The 19,264-nt window shown below is 58.8% G+C and carries 19 protein-coding genes; 5 read left to right on the top strand and 14 right to left on the bottom strand.

The genetic code is table 11. The features are described 5' to 3' along the window. Window positions 1–115: 115 nt before the first annotated feature. The 4 genes from FTW19_RS19235 to FTW19_RS19250 are packed head-to-tail and all read right to left on the bottom strand — an operon-like array spanning window position 116 to window position 4,999. Window positions 116–1,321, bottom strand: a complete 1,206-nt coding sequence (locus tag FTW19_RS19235; RefSeq protein WP_147649191.1) for an ATP-grasp domain-containing protein — start codon at window positions 1,319–1,321, stop codon at window positions 116–118. Window positions 1,322–1,371: 50 nt separating this feature from the next. Beyond that, window positions 1,372–2,355: an ADP-glyceromanno-heptose 6-epimerase gene (gene rfaD, locus FTW19_RS19240; RefSeq protein ID WP_147649192.1), complete on the bottom strand. Its 984-nt coding sequence runs from the start codon at window positions 2,353–2,355 to the stop codon at window positions 1,372–1,374. 49 nt (window positions 2,356–2,404) lie between these two features. Next, window positions 2,405–3,874, bottom strand: a complete 1,470-nt coding sequence (gene hldE, locus FTW19_RS19245; RefSeq protein ID WP_147649193.1) for a bifunctional D-glycero-beta-D-manno-heptose-7-phosphate kinase/D-glycero-beta-D-manno-heptose 1-phosphate adenylyltransferase HldE — start codon at window positions 3,872–3,874, stop codon at window positions 2,405–2,407. Between the two features lie 42 nt (window positions 3,875–3,916). Next, window positions 3,917–4,999, bottom strand: coding sequence for a glycosyltransferase family 9 protein (locus tag FTW19_RS19250; RefSeq protein ID WP_147649194.1), 1,083 nt, complete (start codon window positions 4,997–4,999; stop codon window positions 3,917–3,919). A gap of 23 nt (window positions 5,000–5,022) precedes the next feature. On the opposite strand from FTW19_RS19250, the gene FTW19_RS19255 reads away from it, so the two are divergent. Together FTW19_RS19255 and FTW19_RS19260 are read left to right on the top strand one after the other, a co-directional pair. After that, entirely contained in the window at window positions 5,023–5,634 is a 612-nt protein-coding gene (locus FTW19_RS19255; RefSeq protein WP_147649195.1) for a DUF4254 domain-containing protein, read from the top strand. Between the two features lie 116 nt (window positions 5,635–5,750). Next, window positions 5,751–6,308 (top strand): TPR end-of-group domain-containing protein, encoded by a 558-nt coding sequence (locus FTW19_RS19260; protein WP_147649196.1) that lies wholly within the window; start codon window positions 5,751–5,753, stop codon window positions 6,306–6,308. A gap of 71 nt (window positions 6,309–6,379) precedes the next feature. Here the strand turns inward: FTW19_RS19260 and FTW19_RS19265 are convergent, their stop codons facing one another. The 7 genes from FTW19_RS19265 to FTW19_RS19295 form a co-directional block, all read right to left on the bottom strand. Then, the gene (locus FTW19_RS19265; RefSeq protein ID WP_147649197.1) at window positions 6,380–7,156 is read right to left on the bottom strand and encodes a response regulator transcription factor; all 777 of its coding nucleotides are present in this window, start codon (window positions 7,154–7,156) and stop codon (window positions 6,380–6,382) included. A 2-nt stretch (window positions 7,157–7,158) separates the two neighbouring features. Further along, window positions 7,159–7,494: a PilZ domain-containing protein gene (locus tag FTW19_RS19270; RefSeq protein WP_147649198.1), complete on the bottom strand. Its 336-nt coding sequence runs from the start codon at window positions 7,492–7,494 to the stop codon at window positions 7,159–7,161. 118 nt (window positions 7,495–7,612) lie between these two features. After that, window positions 7,613–8,824 carry a hypothetical protein gene (locus FTW19_RS19275; RefSeq protein ID WP_147649199.1) on the bottom strand — a complete coding sequence of 404 codons (1,212 nt, stop codon included), beginning with the start codon at window positions 8,822–8,824 and terminating at the stop codon, window positions 7,613–7,615. A gap of 75 nt (window positions 8,825–8,899) precedes the next feature. Then, window positions 8,900–9,856, bottom strand: a complete 957-nt coding sequence (locus FTW19_RS19280; protein ID WP_147649200.1) for a 3-keto-disaccharide hydrolase — start codon at window positions 9,854–9,856, stop codon at window positions 8,900–8,902. Window positions 9,857–10,017: 161 nt separating this feature from the next. Beyond that, window positions 10,018–11,349: a Gfo/Idh/MocA family protein gene (locus FTW19_RS19285; RefSeq protein ID WP_147649201.1), complete on the bottom strand. Its 1,332-nt coding sequence runs from the start codon at window positions 11,347–11,349 to the stop codon at window positions 10,018–10,020. A 319-nt stretch (window positions 11,350–11,668) separates the two neighbouring features. Further along, window positions 11,669–12,094, bottom strand: coding sequence for a type II toxin-antitoxin system VapC family toxin (locus FTW19_RS19290; protein WP_147649202.1), 426 nt, complete (start codon window positions 12,092–12,094; stop codon window positions 11,669–11,671). Beyond that, a complete protein-coding gene (locus FTW19_RS19295) occupies window positions 12,091–12,495 on the bottom strand; it encodes a hypothetical protein (RefSeq protein ID WP_147649203.1) in 405 nt (134 codons plus the stop codon). The genes FTW19_RS19290 and FTW19_RS19295 overlap by 4 nt, the downstream gene beginning before the upstream one ends. A gap of 209 nt (window positions 12,496–12,704) precedes the next feature. Between FTW19_RS19295 and FTW19_RS19300 the strand changes: the two genes are divergently transcribed. Both FTW19_RS19300 and FTW19_RS19305 read left to right on the top strand, forming a co-directional pair. After that, window positions 12,705–14,513 (top strand): ABC-F family ATP-binding cassette domain-containing protein, encoded by a 1,809-nt coding sequence (locus FTW19_RS19300; RefSeq protein ID WP_147649204.1) that lies wholly within the window; start codon window positions 12,705–12,707, stop codon window positions 14,511–14,513. A 382-nt stretch (window positions 14,514–14,895) separates the two neighbouring features. Next, window positions 14,896–16,155 (top strand): metal-dependent hydrolase family protein, encoded by a 1,260-nt coding sequence (locus tag FTW19_RS19305; RefSeq protein WP_147649205.1) that lies wholly within the window; start codon window positions 14,896–14,898, stop codon window positions 16,153–16,155. A gap of 115 nt (window positions 16,156–16,270) precedes the next feature. On the opposite strand, the gene FTW19_RS19310 is transcribed toward FTW19_RS19305, so the two are convergent. The 3 genes from FTW19_RS19310 to FTW19_RS19320 all read right to left on the bottom strand — a co-directional run bounded on the left by FTW19_RS19310 (window position 16,271) and on the right by FTW19_RS19320 (window position 18,128). Continuing rightward, window positions 16,271–16,528, bottom strand: a complete 258-nt coding sequence (locus tag FTW19_RS19310) for a KH domain-containing protein (RefSeq protein WP_147649206.1) — start codon at window positions 16,526–16,528, stop codon at window positions 16,271–16,273. A 336-nt stretch (window positions 16,529–16,864) separates the two neighbouring features. Beyond that, entirely contained in the window at window positions 16,865–17,101 is a 237-nt protein-coding gene (gene rpsP, locus FTW19_RS19315; RefSeq protein ID WP_147649207.1) for a 30S ribosomal protein S16, read from the bottom strand. Window positions 17,102–17,246: 145 nt separating this feature from the next. Next, a complete protein-coding gene (locus FTW19_RS19320; RefSeq protein ID WP_147649208.1) occupies window positions 17,247–18,128 on the bottom strand; it encodes an alpha/beta hydrolase in 882 nt (293 codons plus the stop codon). Between the two features lie 384 nt (window positions 18,129–18,512). On the opposite strand from FTW19_RS19320, the gene FTW19_RS19325 reads away from it, so the two are divergent. Beyond that, window positions 18,513–19,223, top strand: a complete 711-nt coding sequence (locus FTW19_RS19325) for an esterase family protein (RefSeq protein ID WP_147649209.1) — start codon at window positions 18,513–18,515, stop codon at window positions 19,221–19,223. The last annotated feature ends 41 nt before the right edge of the window (window positions 19,224–19,264 follow it).

Genomic DNA, 19,264 nt, shown 5'->3' on the forward strand with positions numbered 1-19,264 from the left:
CGCTACGAAATGACAAACAAAAAGACGATTCGAGCTTCGCTCGAATCGTTCCCCCTGCGAACAAGTTCGCCTGGACCCCGAATATCCCATCCAGTGCGTGGATTACGTTCCTGCTCTAGCCTACGGGCCTGTCGGGAACGGGAGCCGTGGCGCAGAAACGCTCCAGGAACTCCGCCGAATACTGCTGCACCAGCGTGTTCACCCGTTCCGCGCTCTCGGAGGCAACGATCAGCCCGGCGTGGTGATGACGTTTCAGCGTCTCGACCACCTCCGGAGCATCGAACGGGGAGAGGTCAGGCTCCGCCATCTTTGCCAGGCAGAGCACGCTGCCGGCATAGAGGCTCTTCGGGCGAGGCAGGTCGTACTCAACTCCGGACATCGATGCGACCTCGATCTTCGCCCATTCCCGCCAGAGATTGATCCCGGTCGAGTGCTCGATGACATCGGCGATATACGCTCCACCAACGCGGGCGGCTGATTCGAGGAAGTAGAACTCTCCATCCTCATCTGCCTTGATGAACTCGGTATGGGTCACGCCGCTCACCATCCCTAGCGCAGGGATCACAACTCCGTGAGCCTCGACGAGCATGCGGGCATCCAGGCTCTCCCGGTGGATGGCGCGCGTGGTGAACACGCCGCCTTCATGCATCACCTTCATCGGTGGAGCACCGTACTGATGCACGGCGCTGAAAAGGATGCGCTGCTTCCAGGTCACACCATCGACGTGGAAGACCTCACCGGGCACAAAGCGTTCCAGCAGATAGTGGCTCTGCTTGTCACCGAGCTCATCCAGCAGCGGCCAGAGATGCTGTGGTTGATGAATCTTCTGAATCCCAATTGCTGAGGCGCTGGAACGCGGCTTCAGCAGCCACGGCCCCGGAACGCTCTGCATGAACTCCCGCAGATCGTCGTAGTTCAGAATTGGCGTGAACTCCGGCACAAGCACGCCCGCTCTCTGGGCGCGCTGCCGCATCGCCAGCTTGTCGCGAAAGAAGCGCGTGGTCGACTGCCCCATGCCCGGCAGGCGCATATGCTCCCGGATCAGCGCCGCCGATTCGAGTTCGAACTCGTCCAGAGCCACGATGCGATCAATGCGCTGGTGCCGTGCCCGATAGGTCACCGTATTCAGCACCTGTTCCGGGGTAAGCCCCTCAGGCATCGTCATCAAGTCGGCCAGGGCTTCGCGCGGCCACGATGCATCCTTGAGCTTTTCGACCGTGAGCAGCAGGACATTGCAGCCGAGCCCTGCGGCCTCGCTGAGAAACGCCTTGCCCTTCTCATAGCTGGTGATGCACAGAATCGTCTCTTTGCCGTCGCTCATAGCATCCTCTCGCCAGTCGGTCTACCGCCAGGGCATGTCATCAAAACTCCTTAGAGCTGCAGCGGCTCCTCGGCGAATGTCTGACGTACACCCTCTTCTACATCGGTCATCGGATCCGCATATCCAGCCTGGCGCAGACCAGTGACATCAGCCTGGGTAAAGTGCTGGTACCGTCCGTGCAGGTCCGCGGGGAACGGAATAAACGTAATCTTGCCCTCACCATGGACGCTCATCAAGGCCTTGGCAACGTCCTTGAAAGTCCGGGCCTTACCGGTGCCTGCGTTCACAACGGCCTTCACCGGCTGCTTCGGGCTCTCCAGGAGCAGACCTCCGAAGAACATGTTGATGCGCGCAAGATCCTTCACAAAGACGAAGTCGCGCAGCTGCTCACCGCTGCCGTACCCGCCTGTTCCCTCGAACATGCGGATCTCGCCCTGCGTCTTCAACTGCTTAGAGAAGTGCTGCATCACGCTCGCCATGCGGCCCTTGTGACGTTCACGCGGACCGTAGACATTGAAGTAACGCAGACCGATCACAGTGGACTCAAAGCTGTTCATCCGGCGGCGCACATAGTTATCGAAGACCAGCTTGGAGTAGCCGTAGATGTTCAGCGGCTTCTCGTTTTCCTTGGTCGGCGTGAAGTTCTCGCTCAGGCCGTAGACGGCCGCGGTCGAGGCATAGACCAGCGGGATCTTGCGGTTGGTGGCGAAGTGCAGGAGCTCCTTCGAGTACGTGAAGTTGTTGTCCATCATGTACTGCCCATCATCTTCCAGCGTGTTGGAGCAGGCGCCCTGATGCAGGATCGCGCGAATCTTCACGCTGTCGAAATCGCCGGCGTTGAGTGCTTCGCGGAACTCATGCTTGTCCATGTAATCGGAGTAGTCCGCGCCCAAAAGGTTAACGAACTTCGGTCCGGTCCAATTCGCAGCAGGCGCGAAGTTATCCACCAGCAGAATATCCTTCTCCCCGGCACGGTTCAGTTCATGAATCAGATTGCTTCCGATAAACCCGGCGCCACCTGTGACAATGATCAACGCACTTTCTCCTTCAAGTTGCTATCGCGGTAGGGAACCTGGGCGGACTTCAGCAGACGCCCGTAAGCTTCTTTACGATGTTGGTCGTTGAGAACCCGGCTACGATAGGCACAATCTCGACACGGCCTCCGGAGGCAATGACGATTTCATGGCCTACAACCGTTTCTATGGTGTAGTCGCCACCCTTCACCAGAACGCTCGGCTTCAGGTCACGGATCAGTTCCAGGGGCGTGTCCTCATCAAACAACACAACCGCATCGACCGCCGCCAGCGCCGCCATTACCCGGGCGCGTTCGTTCTCTCCCACAACCGGACGCATTGGCCCCTTCAGCCGCTGCACGCTGGCATCGGTATTCAGGCCCACAACCAGCTTGCTGCCGAACCGGCGGCAGTCTTCCAGCAGCGTGATGTGTCCGACATGCAACAGGTCAAAACATCCGTTGGTGAAGACGATGGTTTCGCCCGCAGCACGCCACTCCTCGACACGGCGCTTCACGCGCTCCCGGTCGAGCACACGCTCATCCGATCGCAGGTCCTGGCTCGGCGTCAGCAGCTCAACCAGCTCGCCGGAAGTGATGGGCACAGTACCAACCTTACCGACGACGATACCGGCAGCCAGATTCGCCAACTCGATCGCCGTCTCAACCTTCAGACCACCAGCCAGGCTGGCGGCAAGTGTGGCAATTACCGTATCGCCCGCACCGGAGACATCGAAGACCTCACGTGCCCGGGCGGGCGAGTGATAGGTGTATCCAGGCCGTACGATCCGGATTCCCTTCTCGCTCATCGTGACCGTCAGGTATTCGAACTCGTGCTCCACCACCTGCTTTTCTGCGGCATGCAGCAGGGCGTCCACCTCATAGGAGGGGACTCCCGTTGCCTGCGACAGCTCATTCAGGTTTGGGCAGACGGTCGTTGCTCCGGAGTACTTGCCCAGATCACGCGTCTTTGGGTCCACCAGTACCGGAATCGCGCGGGCGCGTGCGGCGCGGATCACCGCCGAGCATAATTCGTCGGAAAGCGCGCCTTTGGCGTAGTCACTCAGGATGACTGCATCAGCATGAGCGACTGCTGCCACTGAGGCGTCGATCAGCCGCTGCAGATCGTCAGGGGAAGGCTTCTTCTGGCTTTCGATATCCAGCCGCAACATCTGCTGGGTGCGCGCCACGATACGTGTCTTCGAGATAGTAGGCAGGCTGCCAGTAACGACCGGGGCATAGTTCACGCCATCCTGGTCCAGCAGCGCCGCCAGTTCTTCTTTTTCACGGTCAGCGCCCCAGAACCCTGCGAGCGTGGCCCGTACCCCCAGTCCGGCCAGATTCATGGCCACATTTGCGGCGCCGCCGGCGCGCTCATACCGCTGCGCATGGCGCAGCACCGGTACGGGGGCTTCGGGCGAGATGCGCTCCACCTCGCCATGAATGTAACGATCCAGCATGATGTCGCCCACAACCAGAACGCGGAGGTTGGAAAACCCTCCCTCCAGCAACCCGAGCACCTCATGAACCTGCGGAAGCATCGTCTCTCCTTCTTCCCATCATCGCATCACGCGAACAATCCATCATTTCGCCACTGTTGACAGAGCCGCACGGACCTCGTGCATCACCTCATCCACGGTGATTGACATCAGGCACTTCTTTTTCTCAACGATGCAGGTCTCCAGGCCGCATCCCCAGCAGTCAACCTTGTGATATATCACTCTGTGCCCAGGGCCGTATGGGAACCAGACCGCCGGCTTGTTGCGAGCGGCGAAGATGGCCACGCATGGCGTTTGTACCGCTGCCGCAAGATGCATCGGACCGGAGTCGTGGCCTACAAACAACCTGGCATGGGCAAAGGCCGCGGCACTCTCACGCGGGGTTAGTTTGCCGCAGAGATTCACCACCGGCCCTCCGCCGGCTGCGCGCCAACCATCGGCTGCTGCTTCGCTCACCGAGCTCTCTTCCGGAGCTCCGGCAAGAGCAAGACCGAACTCCGGATAAGCCGCACCCATCTGCGCCAGCAGGCCGCGCCAGTTCTCTACACCCCAGTCCTTTGCCTGTACTTTCGTGCCAACACTGACAGCGATCACCGGGCGGTCGCCCAGCGGCTTCAGCAGAGCCGCTGCCTTGTCCTTCTCCGCAGGAACCAGCTCCAGATCCCAGCTTGCGGCGTCGTCCAGACGTACATCTCCCAGCTCGGCGATATTCCTCGCATGCTTTGCGGCTTCCTGCTCGTAGATGCCGTTCTCATCCAGCCGGTTCTGCTGCATGTCTTGCGTCAGAGGGATGCCTACAAATTTCTTCACTCCAGCGAGGCGAAAGAACGCGGCATCACGCTTCGCATTGGCCAGGCCGCGGCCTGCCGCCAGATAGACAAGAACATCGGGCTTGAACCGCCGTATCTCCCAGGCCAGCTTCGCTAAAGCCAAAGGATTTCGCATTCCTACCTGATAGCGCATGTATCCATGGATCAGCCCGGTAGGGCCCAGAACCGCTGCCGCGGCAGGAGCCTTGCTACTCACAGGCCAATTCGTCAACATACGCCGCTCGGCGTTTGGAAAAGCCCGCGCAATCAGGCGCAGGCTAGGAAGAACAATCAGCGTATCCCCAAGACTTCCCAGACGGTAGACCAGTACTCGCTTCGCATCGAGATTTGGAGTCATTGCACATAGAATATCCGCTGAGCATGTCTGTTCCGTTACTCGACGCCTTCGCCATCACCGCGGTCCAGGATCTGCAGACCAAAAACTGGCATCTGCCCGAGCCTCCACGCACCACGCCGGCAGACCCTTTTGAGCGCCTGCTCAGTCAGCTCCATCGAGCCAACTTCGACCTGTGGCACGAGGAGGACCGGGCCCGTGACCCCAACGCCAGTTCTGATCAGATCGCGATTACCAAACGAGCGATCGACATTTTGAATCAGCGCCGCAACGATGTGGTCGAACAGCTCGACCGCGCACTGCTTGATGCCCTGACACCTCTCTCATTACCCAACGCGGACGCGGCGCTGCACTCCGAAACGCCAGGACTGATCCTTGACCGGCTCTCTATCCTTGCGCTCAAGATCTTTCACACCCAGGAACAGATTGACCGCACCGACATCACCGAAGAGCATCGCTCCAGGAACCAGGCTCGCCTCGCGATGCTCACGGAACAACGCAACGATCTTGCCGGTTGTCTGGACGCTCTTTGGAGCGATGTCACAGGCGGCAGGCGCCGCTTCAAGCTGTACCGGCAGTTGAAGATGTACAACGATCCGACACTGAATCCTGTGCTCTATGCTCGGAGGAACATCTAAGCGAAGTTTGGCGTTTCTTGACCTGTGCGCGTATCCTGCGTATAAATCACCAACGACCTTTTTAGACGCTACCCCTTGCACATAACCCTGCGTCTGAATCAACTGGAACCGCAACCATGGCCACGACCAAAGCCAAAACAGCAAACAATATACGTCGCATGCCTCGCACCATCGCTGCCCAGCCCGCCCCCGATGCTGCTCGTCAGCAGGCCCTCGAACAGTTTTCCGCTGCCGTCCAGTTGATGCAGTCCGGCAAGTTCGATAAGGCTCTCGTCGCTTTTGAAAAGCTCCTTCCCGATGCTCCCTTCGAGCTCGCAGATCGCATCCGCACCTTCCGTACTGCCTGTGCCAAACAGACAGAGAAGGTCGCTGCGAAGTTTACGTCAGAAGAAGAGCGTTGCGACTATGCCGTTGTTCTGTTGAACGACGGTAACTACGCCGACGCACGCGAACATTTCGATGAAATTCTAAAGAAGAACCCGCAGAGCGACTTCGCTCTTTACGGACTGGCAGTGCTGTCGTCGATGACAGGAGACTTTACTGCCTGCCTGGAGCACCTGACCGCCGCCATCAGCATGAATCCGCAGCGCCGTATCCAGGCACGTTCCGACTCTGACTTTCAGGACATGGCCGATGATCCGCGGTTCACGGAACTGCTCTATCCGGAGACCTAAACCACTACGCATGCAAGAGAAAGGGCGTGGCCCGCGGCCACGCCTTCTTGTTTGACCCAATAGATAAACGGTTAGTTCGGCAGTGAAATCTCGGTGGTGTTGGCCGGTCCGGAAGCGCCACTGTTTTCTCCATCCTGCATGTAGCGCTTGAGCAACTGATGATGCAGGCAGTAGAGGGCCAACTCCAGGCGATCGCTTACGCCCAGCTTGTCGTAGATCTTACGCAGGTAATTCTTGATCACCTGTTCGGTAGTGCCTAGCTGGAAGGCGATCTCCTTGTTACGCATGCCGCGCGTAATGCAGGAGATAATCGAGATCTCCTTGGGTGACAGGCGTGGCTGCACCTTCGGGTTGGTGAGAGTCGTCGCCTGAGCTCGGTAGGCCTCGATGACCCAGTTGATCGACTGATTGTCGATCCAGGTCTCACCGGCTGCGATCTTGCGGACGCACTTCACCAGCAGATCGGGAGAGATGGATCGGGCTACGACACCACGCACGCCGCGGCGATACAGTTCCACGGTATTCGCCTCATCAGTCTCCACCACCTGGACAATGATCTTGGCGTCCGGAGCTCGCTTGACCAGCTCGGGAATAGCGTCGATGGTGCCGGCGATCATCTGCCCTTCAAGCAACACCACATCGGTCGGATAGCGCTGCAGCGCCTGATAGAGATTGGGAAGATTCTCCGCCTGAGCGACGACACGGATATCGTCTTCAACGGCAAAAATCTTTCGCATGCCCACACGGTAGATGGCCTGGGAGTCAGCCAAAATCACACGAATGGCGCTACCTGCACCGGTTTGTCCTTCAGTTACATCCACGTCCTGGATCGGTTCGTTCCCACTCATACTCAGCTTGCCTCAAGAGAATACTCATCGATCACCACAGCCGCTTTTTGTTCTGTTTCAGACTGCTGATGACGTACAACCCTGCCCACACAATGCACCTTGACATCCGTAGACGTACCCATAATGGCGGACGGCATGGCCATCGTAAATTCCACCTTTGTGTCTACCCCCGGCAACTTACGGGCTACAAGCAGCAGACCACTGGCGGAAACATTCTCCGTCATTGCCTCGAGAATGCCTTCGGGGGTCTGTAGACTCACTTGCAGCCGTAGGGGAAATCGCACGGCGGTGCGTACAGGGTCTTTCGTCAGAGCGAAGCTGGGAGGCAGATAGGACATACGATTTCTCCCGCGGAATTGGGGCCCTTGTAACCTCTTACCCTCTTCTTGGTTACCACGGTGGACCCCAGTGTAACTCATTTACAAATACCCGCTACCTCAAATTTGAAACAAGAAGTTACCGTTTTGGGAAGAATCCAGCGGATCCGCCGACCCAGGTTTTATCGCGGTTATGGTCGACTCCCATCATGAGCCCACGTCCCATCCTGGCCAGGCTGATCATCGGCCGCATCCGTTTTCCCTCCGGCCAGAGATAGAGAATCCGCACCTCAACCTGGGTTGCTCCCTCAGGTGTTTGGATGACCGGCTCAAACTGAACCCGCTCCTGTAACAGGTAGTTCCGGCGCTCCGCTTCCGGGATCGAGCGTAGCACCGCCTCCTCCGGGGCGAACGTAATTCCTTTTCCTGCAAAGGAATACAGGGGCTTCAAAATCCATTGCTCGCGTTTTTCTGGAAGCCGGTCGCGGCCTATGCCAGCCATCCAGTCGTCCAGAAAGACCGCGGCCGGTACCGTTCTGTGACGCAGATATGGAAGCGAAAACTTGCTGATACGGAAGTACCAGTTCGGGTGGCCGGCCCACTCAACCTCAAGCTCCTCGCGATAGTCGAAGCCCGGAACGACTCCCTTCCGCTCCATCTCATCGACGATCGCCCGGTTATAGATCCTCTTGACCGGAATCTCACGACCATCGGATTCATACACCAGCCCCCGGCCACACCGCTTCAGAGCGGTTACGTCCACGATCCGGAGGCCCAGGCGGTCAGCATGCACATGAAAGTCCGGCAGTGTCTTCTGCTCGGTGGGAGTCACCTCGGCGAGAACGACCTGTTCCGGGTCATGAGCGCCGACAATCTCCTGCCGCAGCAACTCCCAGTAGCCGGCCTCGTCCAACCCGCCGAGAAACCAGGAGCAGTCGTCGATCCCGAAGATCTCCGCATAGGCACTCGACAGGGCCGCCTGATAGCCAAAGATCGAAGGGAATGCCTGCATCTCGACCAGGCGAGGCCGTAGTGTGCCGTCCGGCTCACGAACCAGCCCGAAATCGATGGCCAGAAAGAGTGGCCGGCGGCTCTCCTGGGGCACACGGTAGCGCTCCGGCACGGTTGCCGCTGAATCCCGCATGTACTCCGGATTTTCGGTCAGTTGCAGGGTAAGCTCTTCCCCAGCCTGTACCATCTCCTCGAGCGTCTCCGGGGCGAAGAAGCATGGCGTCTCCGCCATACGGAACTGGACGCTGGCACGTGTGCGTTCGTCCATCAGCCGCTGCAACCGGCCGTACTTTTCCGAGCTAAACCCCGCGTTGAAACGTTCCCGCCGGTCTGCCAGCATTCGATCTCTTCTCCCGCAGACGCCAACGCCCCGCACGAGGCGGGGCGATGCTGGCGCCTTGATGGCTAGCTTAGGTTACTTCAGTTCCTTGAGGTACACATTCTTTACCGAATACTCGCCGGTTGATTCCACTTCGATACCGAGTTTGCCGCTGGCGCGGAAGTACTTCGGGTCGAGATCGACAAACGAGGTGATGAGGTGACCGTTCATGAAGATCTGGGTGGTGTTGCCCTTGGCAATGATCATGAACGAGTTCCAGTCGTCCTTCTTAAACCACTGATTCAACTGTTCCTTCTCCGCGATGGTCGCCGTCGTCAGGGTTGGCTTGCCAGGCTCGGCGAGGATGGCGTGTCCCGGGGGCGAGATGATGGAGCGGCCCCCCTGCTCGTAGAACATGCCCGACCACATGTTGCCGGCGTCGAAGTCGGCCTGCGGTCCAAAGAGATCCCATTTGGCCTGCGATTCCTTGCTCGGCGGCGTTCCAGGGTTCGCGCATGCCGGCTGACGCGGCGGCGCACCGGCTGGACGAGCTGCTCCCTGACCGGCAGCGGCGCCGGCACCTGCAGCAGCCCCTGCAGGACGAGGAGCTCCGCCGCCGCCCATTCGCTGACGCGGCGGATAAACCGTGCCTGTCGGCTTCTCCGAGAGATAGCTGCGGAACTGCATACCGCCGTTCACGCGCTCTGTACCCTTGAAGTCGTACTTGAGGATGAAGTCGGCAGGTTCTCCTCCCTGCCAGATCAGATACACCGTACCGGTGGGGTGTTCGCAGCTCGGATGGATGTAGATAGCGCCGTCTTTGACAGACCACAGCGAGGTATCGCCGTCCCAGCCCTTCAGGCTGCTGCCATCGAAAAGAGGCATGAAGCCGGTGTTGTCAATGTAGTCATACGGCGCGGAACCACGCGGATTGAACCCTGGCGGAAACGCAGGGGCGGCCTGCCCGGCCGGAGCCTGTGAGACGGCCATCGGAGCCGCCAGCATAAGGGCAGCGGCGCCAAGGTGCAGTGGAATCGAAAACAGCTTCTTCATCGGTGTATAGCCTCCAGAGCTTACAAAATGAGTCGTCTCAGGTACGGACCCGAAATTTCCCTCTTCAAGACTGCGAACGGAATCCTACCCGAACCGAGTCACTTTCGCCTAGGGGAGAGTTGCCGGTGCGTGCAGAGACGCACGCACCGGCCCCGGAAGTCTCAACCGAGCGTCATCTTGACCGGGTCCCAGTGAATGATGGAGCCCTTCTCAGCACTGCGGTTCGCCAGCAGAGCTGCACCTGCCGCACGGAAGCCGAAGGTAGCATCTTCGACCGGCTGTTTGCGGGTTCGTACTGAGTTAAAGAAGTTCCGGAAGTGATCGTAGTTGTCCGCGTAGCCCTTTTCGGCAGAGAACTTCTGGATCGTCTGCAGAGGCGCACCCTCGGGATGGGGGACGGGATACTTCTTGCGATACTCTGCCGTCGCCTCCTTCTGCATGGCTTCGGTGAAGGTGCCCACGGTCAAACCGGGTTCCTTCTCATGCGGAACGCGGGTTACGGTCACGGTGCTACCGGCGATCTCCATCGTGCCCTCGTCGCCCGTAAAGAGGAATCCTTCGCTCTCTTCGCCACCGTTCACGAAGTTCACGCGCAGGCTGAGGTTGAAGCCCTCGGGATAGTCGAACAGCGCCAGCAGCACGTCGTTGGCGTCCCGGCCATCGTTCCAGTAACGGATTGCGCCGGTCGCCATCGCCCGTGTAGGTCCGTTCGATCCTGTAATGAAGTGCGTTCCGCTGAAGAGATGGACAAACAGATCGCCGGCAACGCCCGAGCCGTAGTCGCTCCACTTGCGCCACTGGAAGAAGCGCTCCGGGCTCCACTCATGTTTCGGAGCAGAACCGAGGAAGCGCGGCCAGTCGCAGGTCTGCGGGCTGGCATCCGCAGGAACGGTGTAGTTCCAGGCGCCGATCGATGAGTTGCGGTCCCAGCGGGCGTTGATGGTATTCAGCTTGCCGATAGCGCCTGCGGCGAGCAGTTCCTTGGCCTTGGCATAGACGACGGAGCTGACGCGCTGGCTGCCGACCTGCAGGATGCAGCCGGTCTCCTTTGCCGTGCGGACGATCTCCGGACCATCCTCGTATACGTGGATCATCGGCTTTTCGAGATAGACGTCCTTGCCTGCCTTCATGGCGTCCACGGCGGCCTGCTTGTGCCAGTGATCGGGCGTAGCGATAAGCACCGCATCGACATCGGGACGGGCAAGAATCTCCTTGTAGTCGCGGGTGGTAAAGACATCGCTGCCCCAGAGTTCTTTGCTGTGCGCCAGACGGCCGTCGTAGCAGTCGGCAACAGCAACCAGCTTGACTCCAGGAACCTGTACGGCCCAGCGCGCGTCGCCCTGCCCCTGGATGCCGGCGCCGATCAGCGCGAGCTGGATGGTGTCATTCGGCGACTTTACGCGCGGTCCCTGAGCGTGCAGGGAACGCAAGGTGACTGCTCCGGCAGCAGCCATAGCCGAAGAACGAAGAAACAACCGGCGATCCATATCCATCCTGTAAGCCTCCACTTTGTGAGTCCAGACAGGTATACGGGGAAGGGGGTGCGCTCGGCAACTGGGCGGGATGTCCTACGGTTAACTTGTTCTTGTCTCAGGCATCGCAGACAGCATGCATTTTTTGTTTGTCATTTCGCAGCGTAGCGAAGAAATCCGCTTCTCTAGCCTGTCCTGCTTGAGCTTCCTACAAAATAAAAGGCGGTCGCGCAGAGCGCGATACCCACCCCTTGTTACCCCAGCAAACGAATTTGCCTGGGGGACCCCACTCTTTCGCGCTGCGAAAGAATGGGGCAACGAAGGTATGGGCACCTTTAGCTTAGAGCGGAGCGGTTGTGAAATCGCTGATGAACTGAATTCCAGGAATATGGAGCTTTTGCAGCTTCTTATCCCCAGTGAGAAAGAGATCTACTTTTTCCACTGCGGCCGCAGCAAGATGAATCGTATCCGCCGCTGATGTTCGGTGGTCCGCCCGGATTCTTGCGAAGATATCGACCGCACGCTCGTCGAAGCTCAATAGCCGAATTCCAGCAACTCGCATCCCTTCGCGAATCGCTCGGGCTGTCTCTTCATCCTTGTCGCGATAGGCACCTGCCAGAATTTCACCTAATGCAAGATGGCTGGTGCATAGCTCATCTCCCCGCTCCATAGAGCGCTTACGCAGATAAGCCACGCGATCGCCGAACTCTGCGTCGTCCTGAAAGAGATAGATGAACAGCATCGAGTCCCAGTAAATGCGGCTCATTGAGACTCCTTACTGTCACGTCGGATCTCTTCGAGGAAGGCCTTTGCTCCTTCGCGAATAGCACCTCGCAGCGAACCGCGTAATCCAAGAAGTGAGTCCTTGGCTGGAGTCACGCCTGGCGTCTGCGTCTCCGGCTTATTTGCAGGCCGAAATTCATATCGTGTCGTTACGCGATAGTCGTCACCTAAAACCCGGACAGAAACACCTTGGGCCTGTCGTAATTTTTTAGATTTGAGCGCCTCGCATATCTGCCGAACATGGCTCGGAGGAAAACCCTCCTGGAAGAGCTTTTCTTGTAACTCCCCCACCTCGATGACAACCGCACCATCTCTCGAATCCTTTTTGGAAAGATAGTCGCGAATAGCTACGTCGCGTACCAATTGACTGCTCCCTTTGCCCATCTCCCCTCCCAGGCTGCCGGACTATAGAACGGGCCTTCAGCCCTTCACCCATAAACGCGCCAAGAAACCTGGGGCGCTGCCCCAGGCTGGTATAGAACGCACCTTCAGTGCTTTGTCCCGATCTCACAAAGCCTTATCCAATAAAATACAGTATTTCCATTATTAAAACAGTATGAAGGACTTTGTCGGGAATTTATCCTAGAGGAGTAATGCCTCCGATTCTGAATGCACGCACCATCAGTAAGGCCTTTGGGGCCTTGCCGCTCTTTCGCGATATCTCGCTCACCATCTCGGATGGCGACCGCATCGGTCTGATCGGCCCGAATGGGGCCGGCAAGTCGACGCTGCTCTCGATCCTGGGTGGGCAGCAGGAGCCGGACTCCGGCGAGGTTGCAAGCCGCAAGCGTGCCCGCGTCGCCTATGTGGCACAGGACTCGGAGTTTGCACCTGGACGCACCGTTCGCCGGGTGCTGGAAGATGCCCTCGCCAATGCACGGGTCTCCGAGGACGAGCACGATGGGCGCCTACATGAGACGGTGGGCCGAGCCGGATTCCCTTCATTCGATTCCGAGGCCGCTTCCCTCTCCGGAGGCTGGCGCAAGCGCCTCGCCATCGCCGAGGCCACCATTACTCATCCCGATGTGCTAATGCTGGACGAACCGACGAACCACCTGGATCTCGAAGGCATTGAGTGGCTGGAAGACCTGGTGCAGCAGGCGCCCTATGCCGTCGTGACCATCTCGCACGACCGCTACTTCCTGGAAAACGTCGTCACCGACATCATCGAGCTGAACCGCGTCTACGCCGAAGGTCTGCTGCGCGTCCGAGGTTCCTACTCGCGCTTTCTGGAAGAGAAACAAAGCTATCTTGCCTCTCAGTCGCGGGAGCAGGAGGCGCTCCGGAACCGCGTCCGCACCGAGATCGACTGGCTGCGCCGCGGCCCCAAGGCACGCACCACCAAGAGCAAAGCGCGTATCGATAAGGCAAATGAACTGATCGGGCAGCTTGCGGACGTGAACTCACGCACCAACACTCGCACTACCGATATTGATTTCAGCGCCTCCGACCGCAAGACCAAGCGGCTGATCGAACTGGAAAATCTCGGCTATGAGATCGGCGGCAAGACCATCTTCCGCGACCTGAGCTTCACCTTCACCGCCGGGACCCGCGTGGGGCTGGTCGGCCCTAACGGCAGCGGCAAGACCACCCTGCTGCGTCTGCTGCGGAATGAGATTCAGCCGACCTCAGGCGCCATCAAGCGAGCCGAGTTCCTGCGCACGGTTTACTTCTCCCAGCTTCGCGAGATCGACCCTTCCCTGACCTTGAAGCAGGCGCTGACGCCGGACGGCGGAGACTCCGTCACGTTCAACGGTCGCCAGATCCATGTTGCGAGCTGGGCCAACCGCTTTCTCTTCACCGGCGAACAGCTCAACCAACCGGTGGATCGCCTCTCGGGCGGCGAGCGCGCCCGTGTACTGATCGCGCGGCTGATGCTGGAACCGGCTGACCTGCTGCTTCTGGACGAACCGACGAACGACCTCGACATTCCGACGCTCGAGATCCTGGAAGAGTCGTTGCTTGAGTTTCCGGGAGCCCTGGTGCTGGTCACACACGATCGTTATCTGCTCGACCGCGTATCCACGACGGTGCTCGGCCTGGATGGCGAAGGTGACGCTGCCCAGTTCGCGGATTACAGCCAATGGGAGGAGTGGAAGAACCAGAAAGAGGAGCCCAGCAACGCCGCCCCTGTCCGCGAAGAGAGCGCATCACCTCCAACCGAAGTCCGCGCGCAGAAGAAAAAACTCTCCTACCTGGAAGCCCGGGAGTTTGCCACGATCGAGCAGCGCGTGGAGGAGGCAGACGAACGAGTCTCCGCACTGAAAGCGAAGCTGGAAGACCATGCCGTGGCCACAAACGCCAACGAGCTGCAAGCCACGCTGGCGGAGCTGGAGACAGCGCAGACCGAAATGGAAACGCTCTATGCACGCTGGGCGGAGTTGACCGAAAAGGCCGGCTGAGCGGGTGTTATCCTCGTACAAAATGCACATGAGTCCAGAGTTTCATCAGAAGGCCCGCCGCCTTGCCTGGCGCATTCTGCTCGCCGCTGTTGTGCTGGCGGTGATGCATCACGGCTACACCTTTGGACAGTGGCTGCAGAAACATTAGAAGTATCACCCATACGCTGGGTGCCCCATCCATTGCACAGTAATATTCGAGCGCAGCTCGAACCCGTTTCAAAGTTTGAATACCGGTATAAGTAAGGCTGTTCGAGCACAGCTCGAATATCCCACTCACGCTTCGCGTGAATGGGGCACCCAGATCATCGACTGCTTGGGATTGCGATACAACCCGACACTTTTCGCTGGTAAAGATGGGCTCGTGGTCTGAAACTGTCTTCGTATGAAGACGATACTGGCGACGCTTCTTCTTTCCTCTTCCCTTCTTCTCGCACAGCAAAAGCAAACGGTTCTGCATGCAGCCAGGCTGTATGAGGCCGAGACCGGCCGCATCCTCTCCCCGGGGGAGATCCTCGTCGAAGGCGATCACATTGTCTCCTCCGGCTCTCATGTCGATCATCCGGCAGGAGCGGAGGTCATCGATCTCGGCGACCGAACGCTGATGCCGGGCCTGATCGATGCGCATACGCATCTATTTCTTCATCCCGGAGCGGAGGATGCGCAGACCTTCGAGGAGTCCGTTCCACAACGCACCCTCTTAGCCGCCGAGGCCGCGAAACAAGACCTGCTTGCCGGCTTTACCGCGGAACGCGATATGGGGACCGAAGGCGCAGGCTCAGCCGACTCCGCGGTCCGCAACGCCATCAACAGCGGCCTGATTCCGGGTCCACGCATGCGCGTCTCCGGCAACGCCATCTCTATCACCGGCGGACACGAAGACGCGATCCACTACAACCCGGAGCTGCACGTTCCCTCAAACGCTACCTACGCTGACACCGCGGACGACCTGGTGCGGGTGATCCGCCAGCAGCTCAAGGAGGGTGCGGACTTCATCAAGATCTACGCCACTGGAAGCGACCGGCTGCGCGATGGAGTCTTCTCGTCCCCATACCAATACACGGAAGATCAACTCAAGGCGGCAGTCGACGAGGCTCGCCGTCAGGGAGCAACGATCGGTGTGCACTGCTCCACTGATCCGGCGGCTCTGTTTGCCGTACGCGCTGGAGTCGTCTCGATTGACCACGCCGACCAGCTCACGCCGGAGACCATGCGGCTGATGCGCGAGAAACAGATCTACGCCGTGCCGACCTTCGCCATCAGCGAGTACTTCGAGCAGCACGCAGCTACTCCCGCAGCCGCCGCCAGCCGCCATGCCGGAAATCAGTTCCATATCGCGGAGTTCAAGAAGCAGATGGCAGCAGGGGTTCCCTTTGCCGTCGGCTCAGACGTCGGTCCGTTTCCCCATGGCACACAGGCGCGCGAGATGGTGCTCATGGCCGAGTATGGGATGAAGCCCGCTGATGTGTTGCAAGCGGACTATGTCCATGGCGCTCGGCTTCTGGGCTGGGAGGGCCGGATTGGCACACTTCACCTCGGAGCATGGGCCGACGTTATCGCCGTACCAGGCAATCCGTTGGACGATATCTCCGCATTGACCCGAGTCGCCTTCGTCATGAAGAACGGACAGGTCTATAAGCGCTGACAACGGCCAGCGCCGCGGAAGGAAGGCATACCGGAAATCGCAGATTGAGACGAAAAAGCGGCGTGCGCATGCGCCCGCCGCTTCCTGTTATTGGAACAGGACTTGAGCTTGTGGGTTATTCCACGTCGCCTTCATCCTCATCTTCCTCGACGATATCCAGTGCGAACCGATGCTGGAGTTTCATGCTGGCGGCACCGAGGATGGTACGCAACGATCTTGCCGTCCGTCCCTGTTTGCCGATGACTTTACCAACGTCTCCAACCGCGACTCGGAGCTGGAGTACTGTTGCTCCGTCGTCTTCCAAGGTATCGACAACTACTTCGTCTGGTTTATCGACCAACGCACGGGCGATATCCAGAACGAGGTTCCGCATACTTTCTACTGGGCCTGTAGGCTCCGATTGCACAGCCTGACTCATCACACACACCTCTTGGGAGTAAAACGCCTCCTGAACTCTTCACAGCGGCTCTTGTCCCTCTTTTGGGATCTTTCGAGCACACTGCTACTTGCAGAGTCCCGGCAGCGATACGAACCAGCCGAGTGGGTTAATACACGGCCAGCCCGCTGTTGCCAGATCACTTCCGTCTGGAAGGGAACTGTTGGGAGAAGTTTACGTGAGCAGGCCGCCAAACGAACAAGCGAAATGGTGCGAATGTTTTGCTTTTAGGCACCGGAGATCTCATTACTTTAGGCCACCGGCAAAAGTAACCTAAGCCGCAACGGGGGTCTTCGCAAAGAGTTTCGCGACGATCTCAGACATCTGGGCGCCCTTGCTGGTCCAGTAGTCGATGCGCTCGCGGTTCAGATTGATCGAGGCAGGATTGGTACGGGGGTTGTACGTGCCCACCACTTCCACGGAACGGCCGTTGCGGGCGCGGTCCTTCTCGATCACAACAACGCGGTAGTAGGGCTGCTTGCGCGCACCAAAACGCGCGAGACGAATCATCAGCACAGGAAATTCCTCAATCTCTCTTCTTGATTTGGGCAGGCCGGCTGTGCCGGTCGCGGGCCCACGCGGGAGCTACAGGGCCATGGCCCGTTATTTCCCAACATCTAAGTATCGCGCAACTGGCCTCTGGGATGCAATGGGATCAGGCGGGAAAGAGAAAACGCAGCACGTCGCCCAGGCGGGCGGCCCAGGCTTCTTCCGAATGGGTGCCGGCCGGTTCCTCCAGGTATCGCAGGTGCGCTCCATCCCAGCCCTTACGGCGAAGCAGGGCTGCCATGGCTGCGGTGTTACGAACGTGGCGCCCTCCCTCAAGCAGACCTATGTCCAACCAGATGCGCGGCTTAGGCTCCGGGCTGAGCCTCTCCACGTCGTCAAAGATGCTGCGGCGAGTCCACCATAACGAAGGGGACAACACCGCCAGACGGCCGAAGATACCGGGGAAATGGAACCCAGTCCAGAGTGAGATCAACCCTCCAAGGGAGGATCCTCCAAGCCCCGTGTGTTCCGTTCCGGGAAGGGTCCGGTACCGGCTGTCAACGAAAGGCTTCAGCTCTTCGACCAGAAAACGTGCGTAATTTTCCCCTTCTCCGCCACCCAATTGCGGGTCGGAGGAGGGCGTGTACTCCGTAATGCGGCGAACCCCGGCGTGAAAGATTCCGACCAGAATAAGCGACTCGATCTGGCCGGCAGCGGTTAACTGGTCGGCTGTAGAGTGCGCCCGCCAGGTCTGCCCAGGGATATGCGAGGTGCGCGGATCGATGAGGTTCTGGCCGTCATGGAGGTACAAGGTGGCGAACCGTCTCTCTGGCTGCTCAAAATACTGCGGCGGAAGATACACGAAGATCTCCCGGTCGCCAGGCAGATGACGGGAGCGAAAGCCAGCATAGCGGTGAAGGCGCGGAGTACGATCAAGCGCTGCTGTCTCTTCTTTGAACTGGTCCTCTGGCGGATACTGCGCGACGATAGTAAAACTCCCGAATAGAGCATTTTCCCTGCAGGTGTAGTGTAGGGCTTCGGCATCCATGGGCGTTTTCCGCAATGAAAACGCCGCTGCGCTCCCTTTTCGGGATACCCGGTAACAGGGAAAACGCTTTAGGGTGCGTCATCAAACTCGTGCCAGTCAGCGTCGGGAGCAGATTTTTTCGAGATCGAGGAGAGAGGAGAGAACTGTAGCTGGTCTACTGAAACGACGAGTGACGAAGAGATCGGGAAATCGGGGTCCCCAGTCAGCTTTGCTGGCTGGGGTGAAGAAAATCTGCCCCGACCCTTGGGTTGCGGCGCAAATTCGCCCATACTTCGCTGTCGGCCTCGTCTGAACAAATTTGCGCTCGCAACGCTGACGGCAGGAGTTTGATGACGCACCCTGGGGTTAGGATGGCTTCAGCCTGGCAGAGCGGAAAGGGCCCTCATGAATCGGGAATATCACAAATGGTTCTCGCCTGCGTTAGGACGCGAGATGGAGTTGTTGATCTTCGGCCATGGAGGCATGCCGGCGATTATCTTCCCAACCTCCCAGGGGCGCTTTTACGAGTTTGAAGATCGCGGCATGGTGGAAGCTGTCCACCGGAAGATCCACCACGGACAGTTGCAGCTCTTCTGTGTAGACTCAGTCGATGCCGAAAGCTGGTATAACCGCGGGGCGCCTGGACACTGGCGGGTCGCACGGCATCTGCAGTATGAGCAATACATCCTCAAGGAGGTGCAGGCTCTGGTGCGCCAGAAGAATCATGCCCCGCAACTGGCGCTGGCCGGTTGCAGCTTCGGCGGATTTCACGCGGTCAGCATGGCCTTGCGGCACCCTGATGTCTTCACCGGTATGTTGTCGATGAGCGGCGCCTTCGATCTCTCAGGCTTCTTGAATGGCTACTACGATCAGGATGTCTATCTGCTCTTCCCCAATCATTTCCTCCCGAACCTGCATGATCCCTGGTATCTGGATCGCTACCGGAAGAATGTCTACGTTCTCGCGACCGGCGTGCATGACCAGTGCTGGGACCAGAATGAAAAGCTCGCAGCCATCATGCGGCAGAAAGGAATCCCGGTAAGGCTCGATGTGTGGGGCGACAACACGGGCCATGACTGGCCATCGTGGCAACGCATGGCCGCTGAATACTTTTGAGGGGAATTGAAGCATTTTTCCTGTTGCTGGGTATCCCGAGA

The organism is Terriglobus albidus, from assembly GCF_008000815.1.
Taxonomy (GTDB): Bacteria; Acidobacteriota; Terriglobia; order Terriglobales; family Acidobacteriaceae; genus Terriglobus; species Terriglobus albidus_A.

Excerpts from the sequence above, each read along its gene's own strand:
- FTW19_RS19290 (WP_147649202.1), bottom strand. The coding sequence starts at position 12,094 with ATGAGCCGCATTTACTGGGACTCGATGCTGTTCATCTATCTCTTTCAG.
- FTW19_RS19300 (WP_147649204.1), top strand. The coding sequence starts at position 12,705 with ATGCCTCCGATTCTGAATGCACGCACCATCAGTAAGGCCTTTGGGGCC.
- FTW19_RS19325 (WP_147649209.1), top strand. The coding sequence starts at position 18,513 with ATGAATCGGGAATATCACAAATGGTTCTCGCCTGCGTTAGGACGCGAG.
- FTW19_RS19250 (WP_147649194.1), bottom strand. The coding sequence starts at position 4,999 with ATGACTCCAAATCTCGATGCGAAGCGAGTACTGGTCTACCGTCTGGGA.
- rpsP (WP_147649207.1), bottom strand. The coding sequence starts at position 17,101 with ATGATTCGTCTCGCGCGTTTTGGTGCGCGCAAGCAGCCCTACTACCGC.
- FTW19_RS19275 (WP_147649199.1), bottom strand. The coding sequence starts at position 8,824 with ATGCTGGCAGACCGGCGGGAACGTTTCAACGCGGGGTTTAGCTCGGAA.
- FTW19_RS19295 (WP_147649203.1), bottom strand. The coding sequence starts at position 12,495 with ATGGGCAAAGGGAGCAGTCAATTGGTACGCGACGTAGCTATTCGCGAC.
- FTW19_RS19310 (WP_147649206.1), bottom strand. The coding sequence starts at position 16,528 with ATGCGGAACCTCGTTCTGGATATCGCCCGTGCGTTGGTCGATAAACCA.
- FTW19_RS19260 (WP_147649196.1), top strand. The coding sequence starts at position 5,751 with ATGGCCACGACCAAAGCCAAAACAGCAAACAATATACGTCGCATGCCT.
- FTW19_RS19320 (WP_147649208.1), bottom strand. The coding sequence starts at position 18,128 with ATGGATGCCGAAGCCCTACACTACACCTGCAGGGAAAATGCTCTATTC.
- FTW19_RS19235 (WP_147649191.1), bottom strand. The coding sequence starts at position 1,321 with ATGAGCGACGGCAAAGAGACGATTCTGTGCATCACCAGCTATGAGAAG.
- FTW19_RS19305 (WP_147649205.1), top strand. The coding sequence starts at position 14,896 with ATGAAGACGATACTGGCGACGCTTCTTCTTTCCTCTTCCCTTCTTCTC.
- FTW19_RS19255 (WP_147649195.1), top strand. The coding sequence starts at position 5,023 with ATGTCTGTTCCGTTACTCGACGCCTTCGCCATCACCGCGGTCCAGGAT.
- FTW19_RS19270 (WP_147649198.1), bottom strand. The coding sequence starts at position 7,494 with ATGTCCTATCTGCCTCCCAGCTTCGCTCTGACGAAAGACCCTGTACGC.
- FTW19_RS19280 (WP_147649200.1), bottom strand. The coding sequence starts at position 9,856 with ATGAAGAAGCTGTTTTCGATTCCACTGCACCTTGGCGCCGCTGCCCTT.
- hldE (WP_147649193.1), bottom strand. The coding sequence starts at position 3,874 with ATGCTTCCGCAGGTTCATGAGGTGCTCGGGTTGCTGGAGGGAGGGTTT.
- FTW19_RS19265 (WP_147649197.1), bottom strand. The coding sequence starts at position 7,156 with ATGAGTGGGAACGAACCGATCCAGGACGTGGATGTAACTGAAGGACAA.
- FTW19_RS19285 (WP_147649201.1), bottom strand. The coding sequence starts at position 11,349 with ATGGATATGGATCGCCGGTTGTTTCTTCGTTCTTCGGCTATGGCTGCT.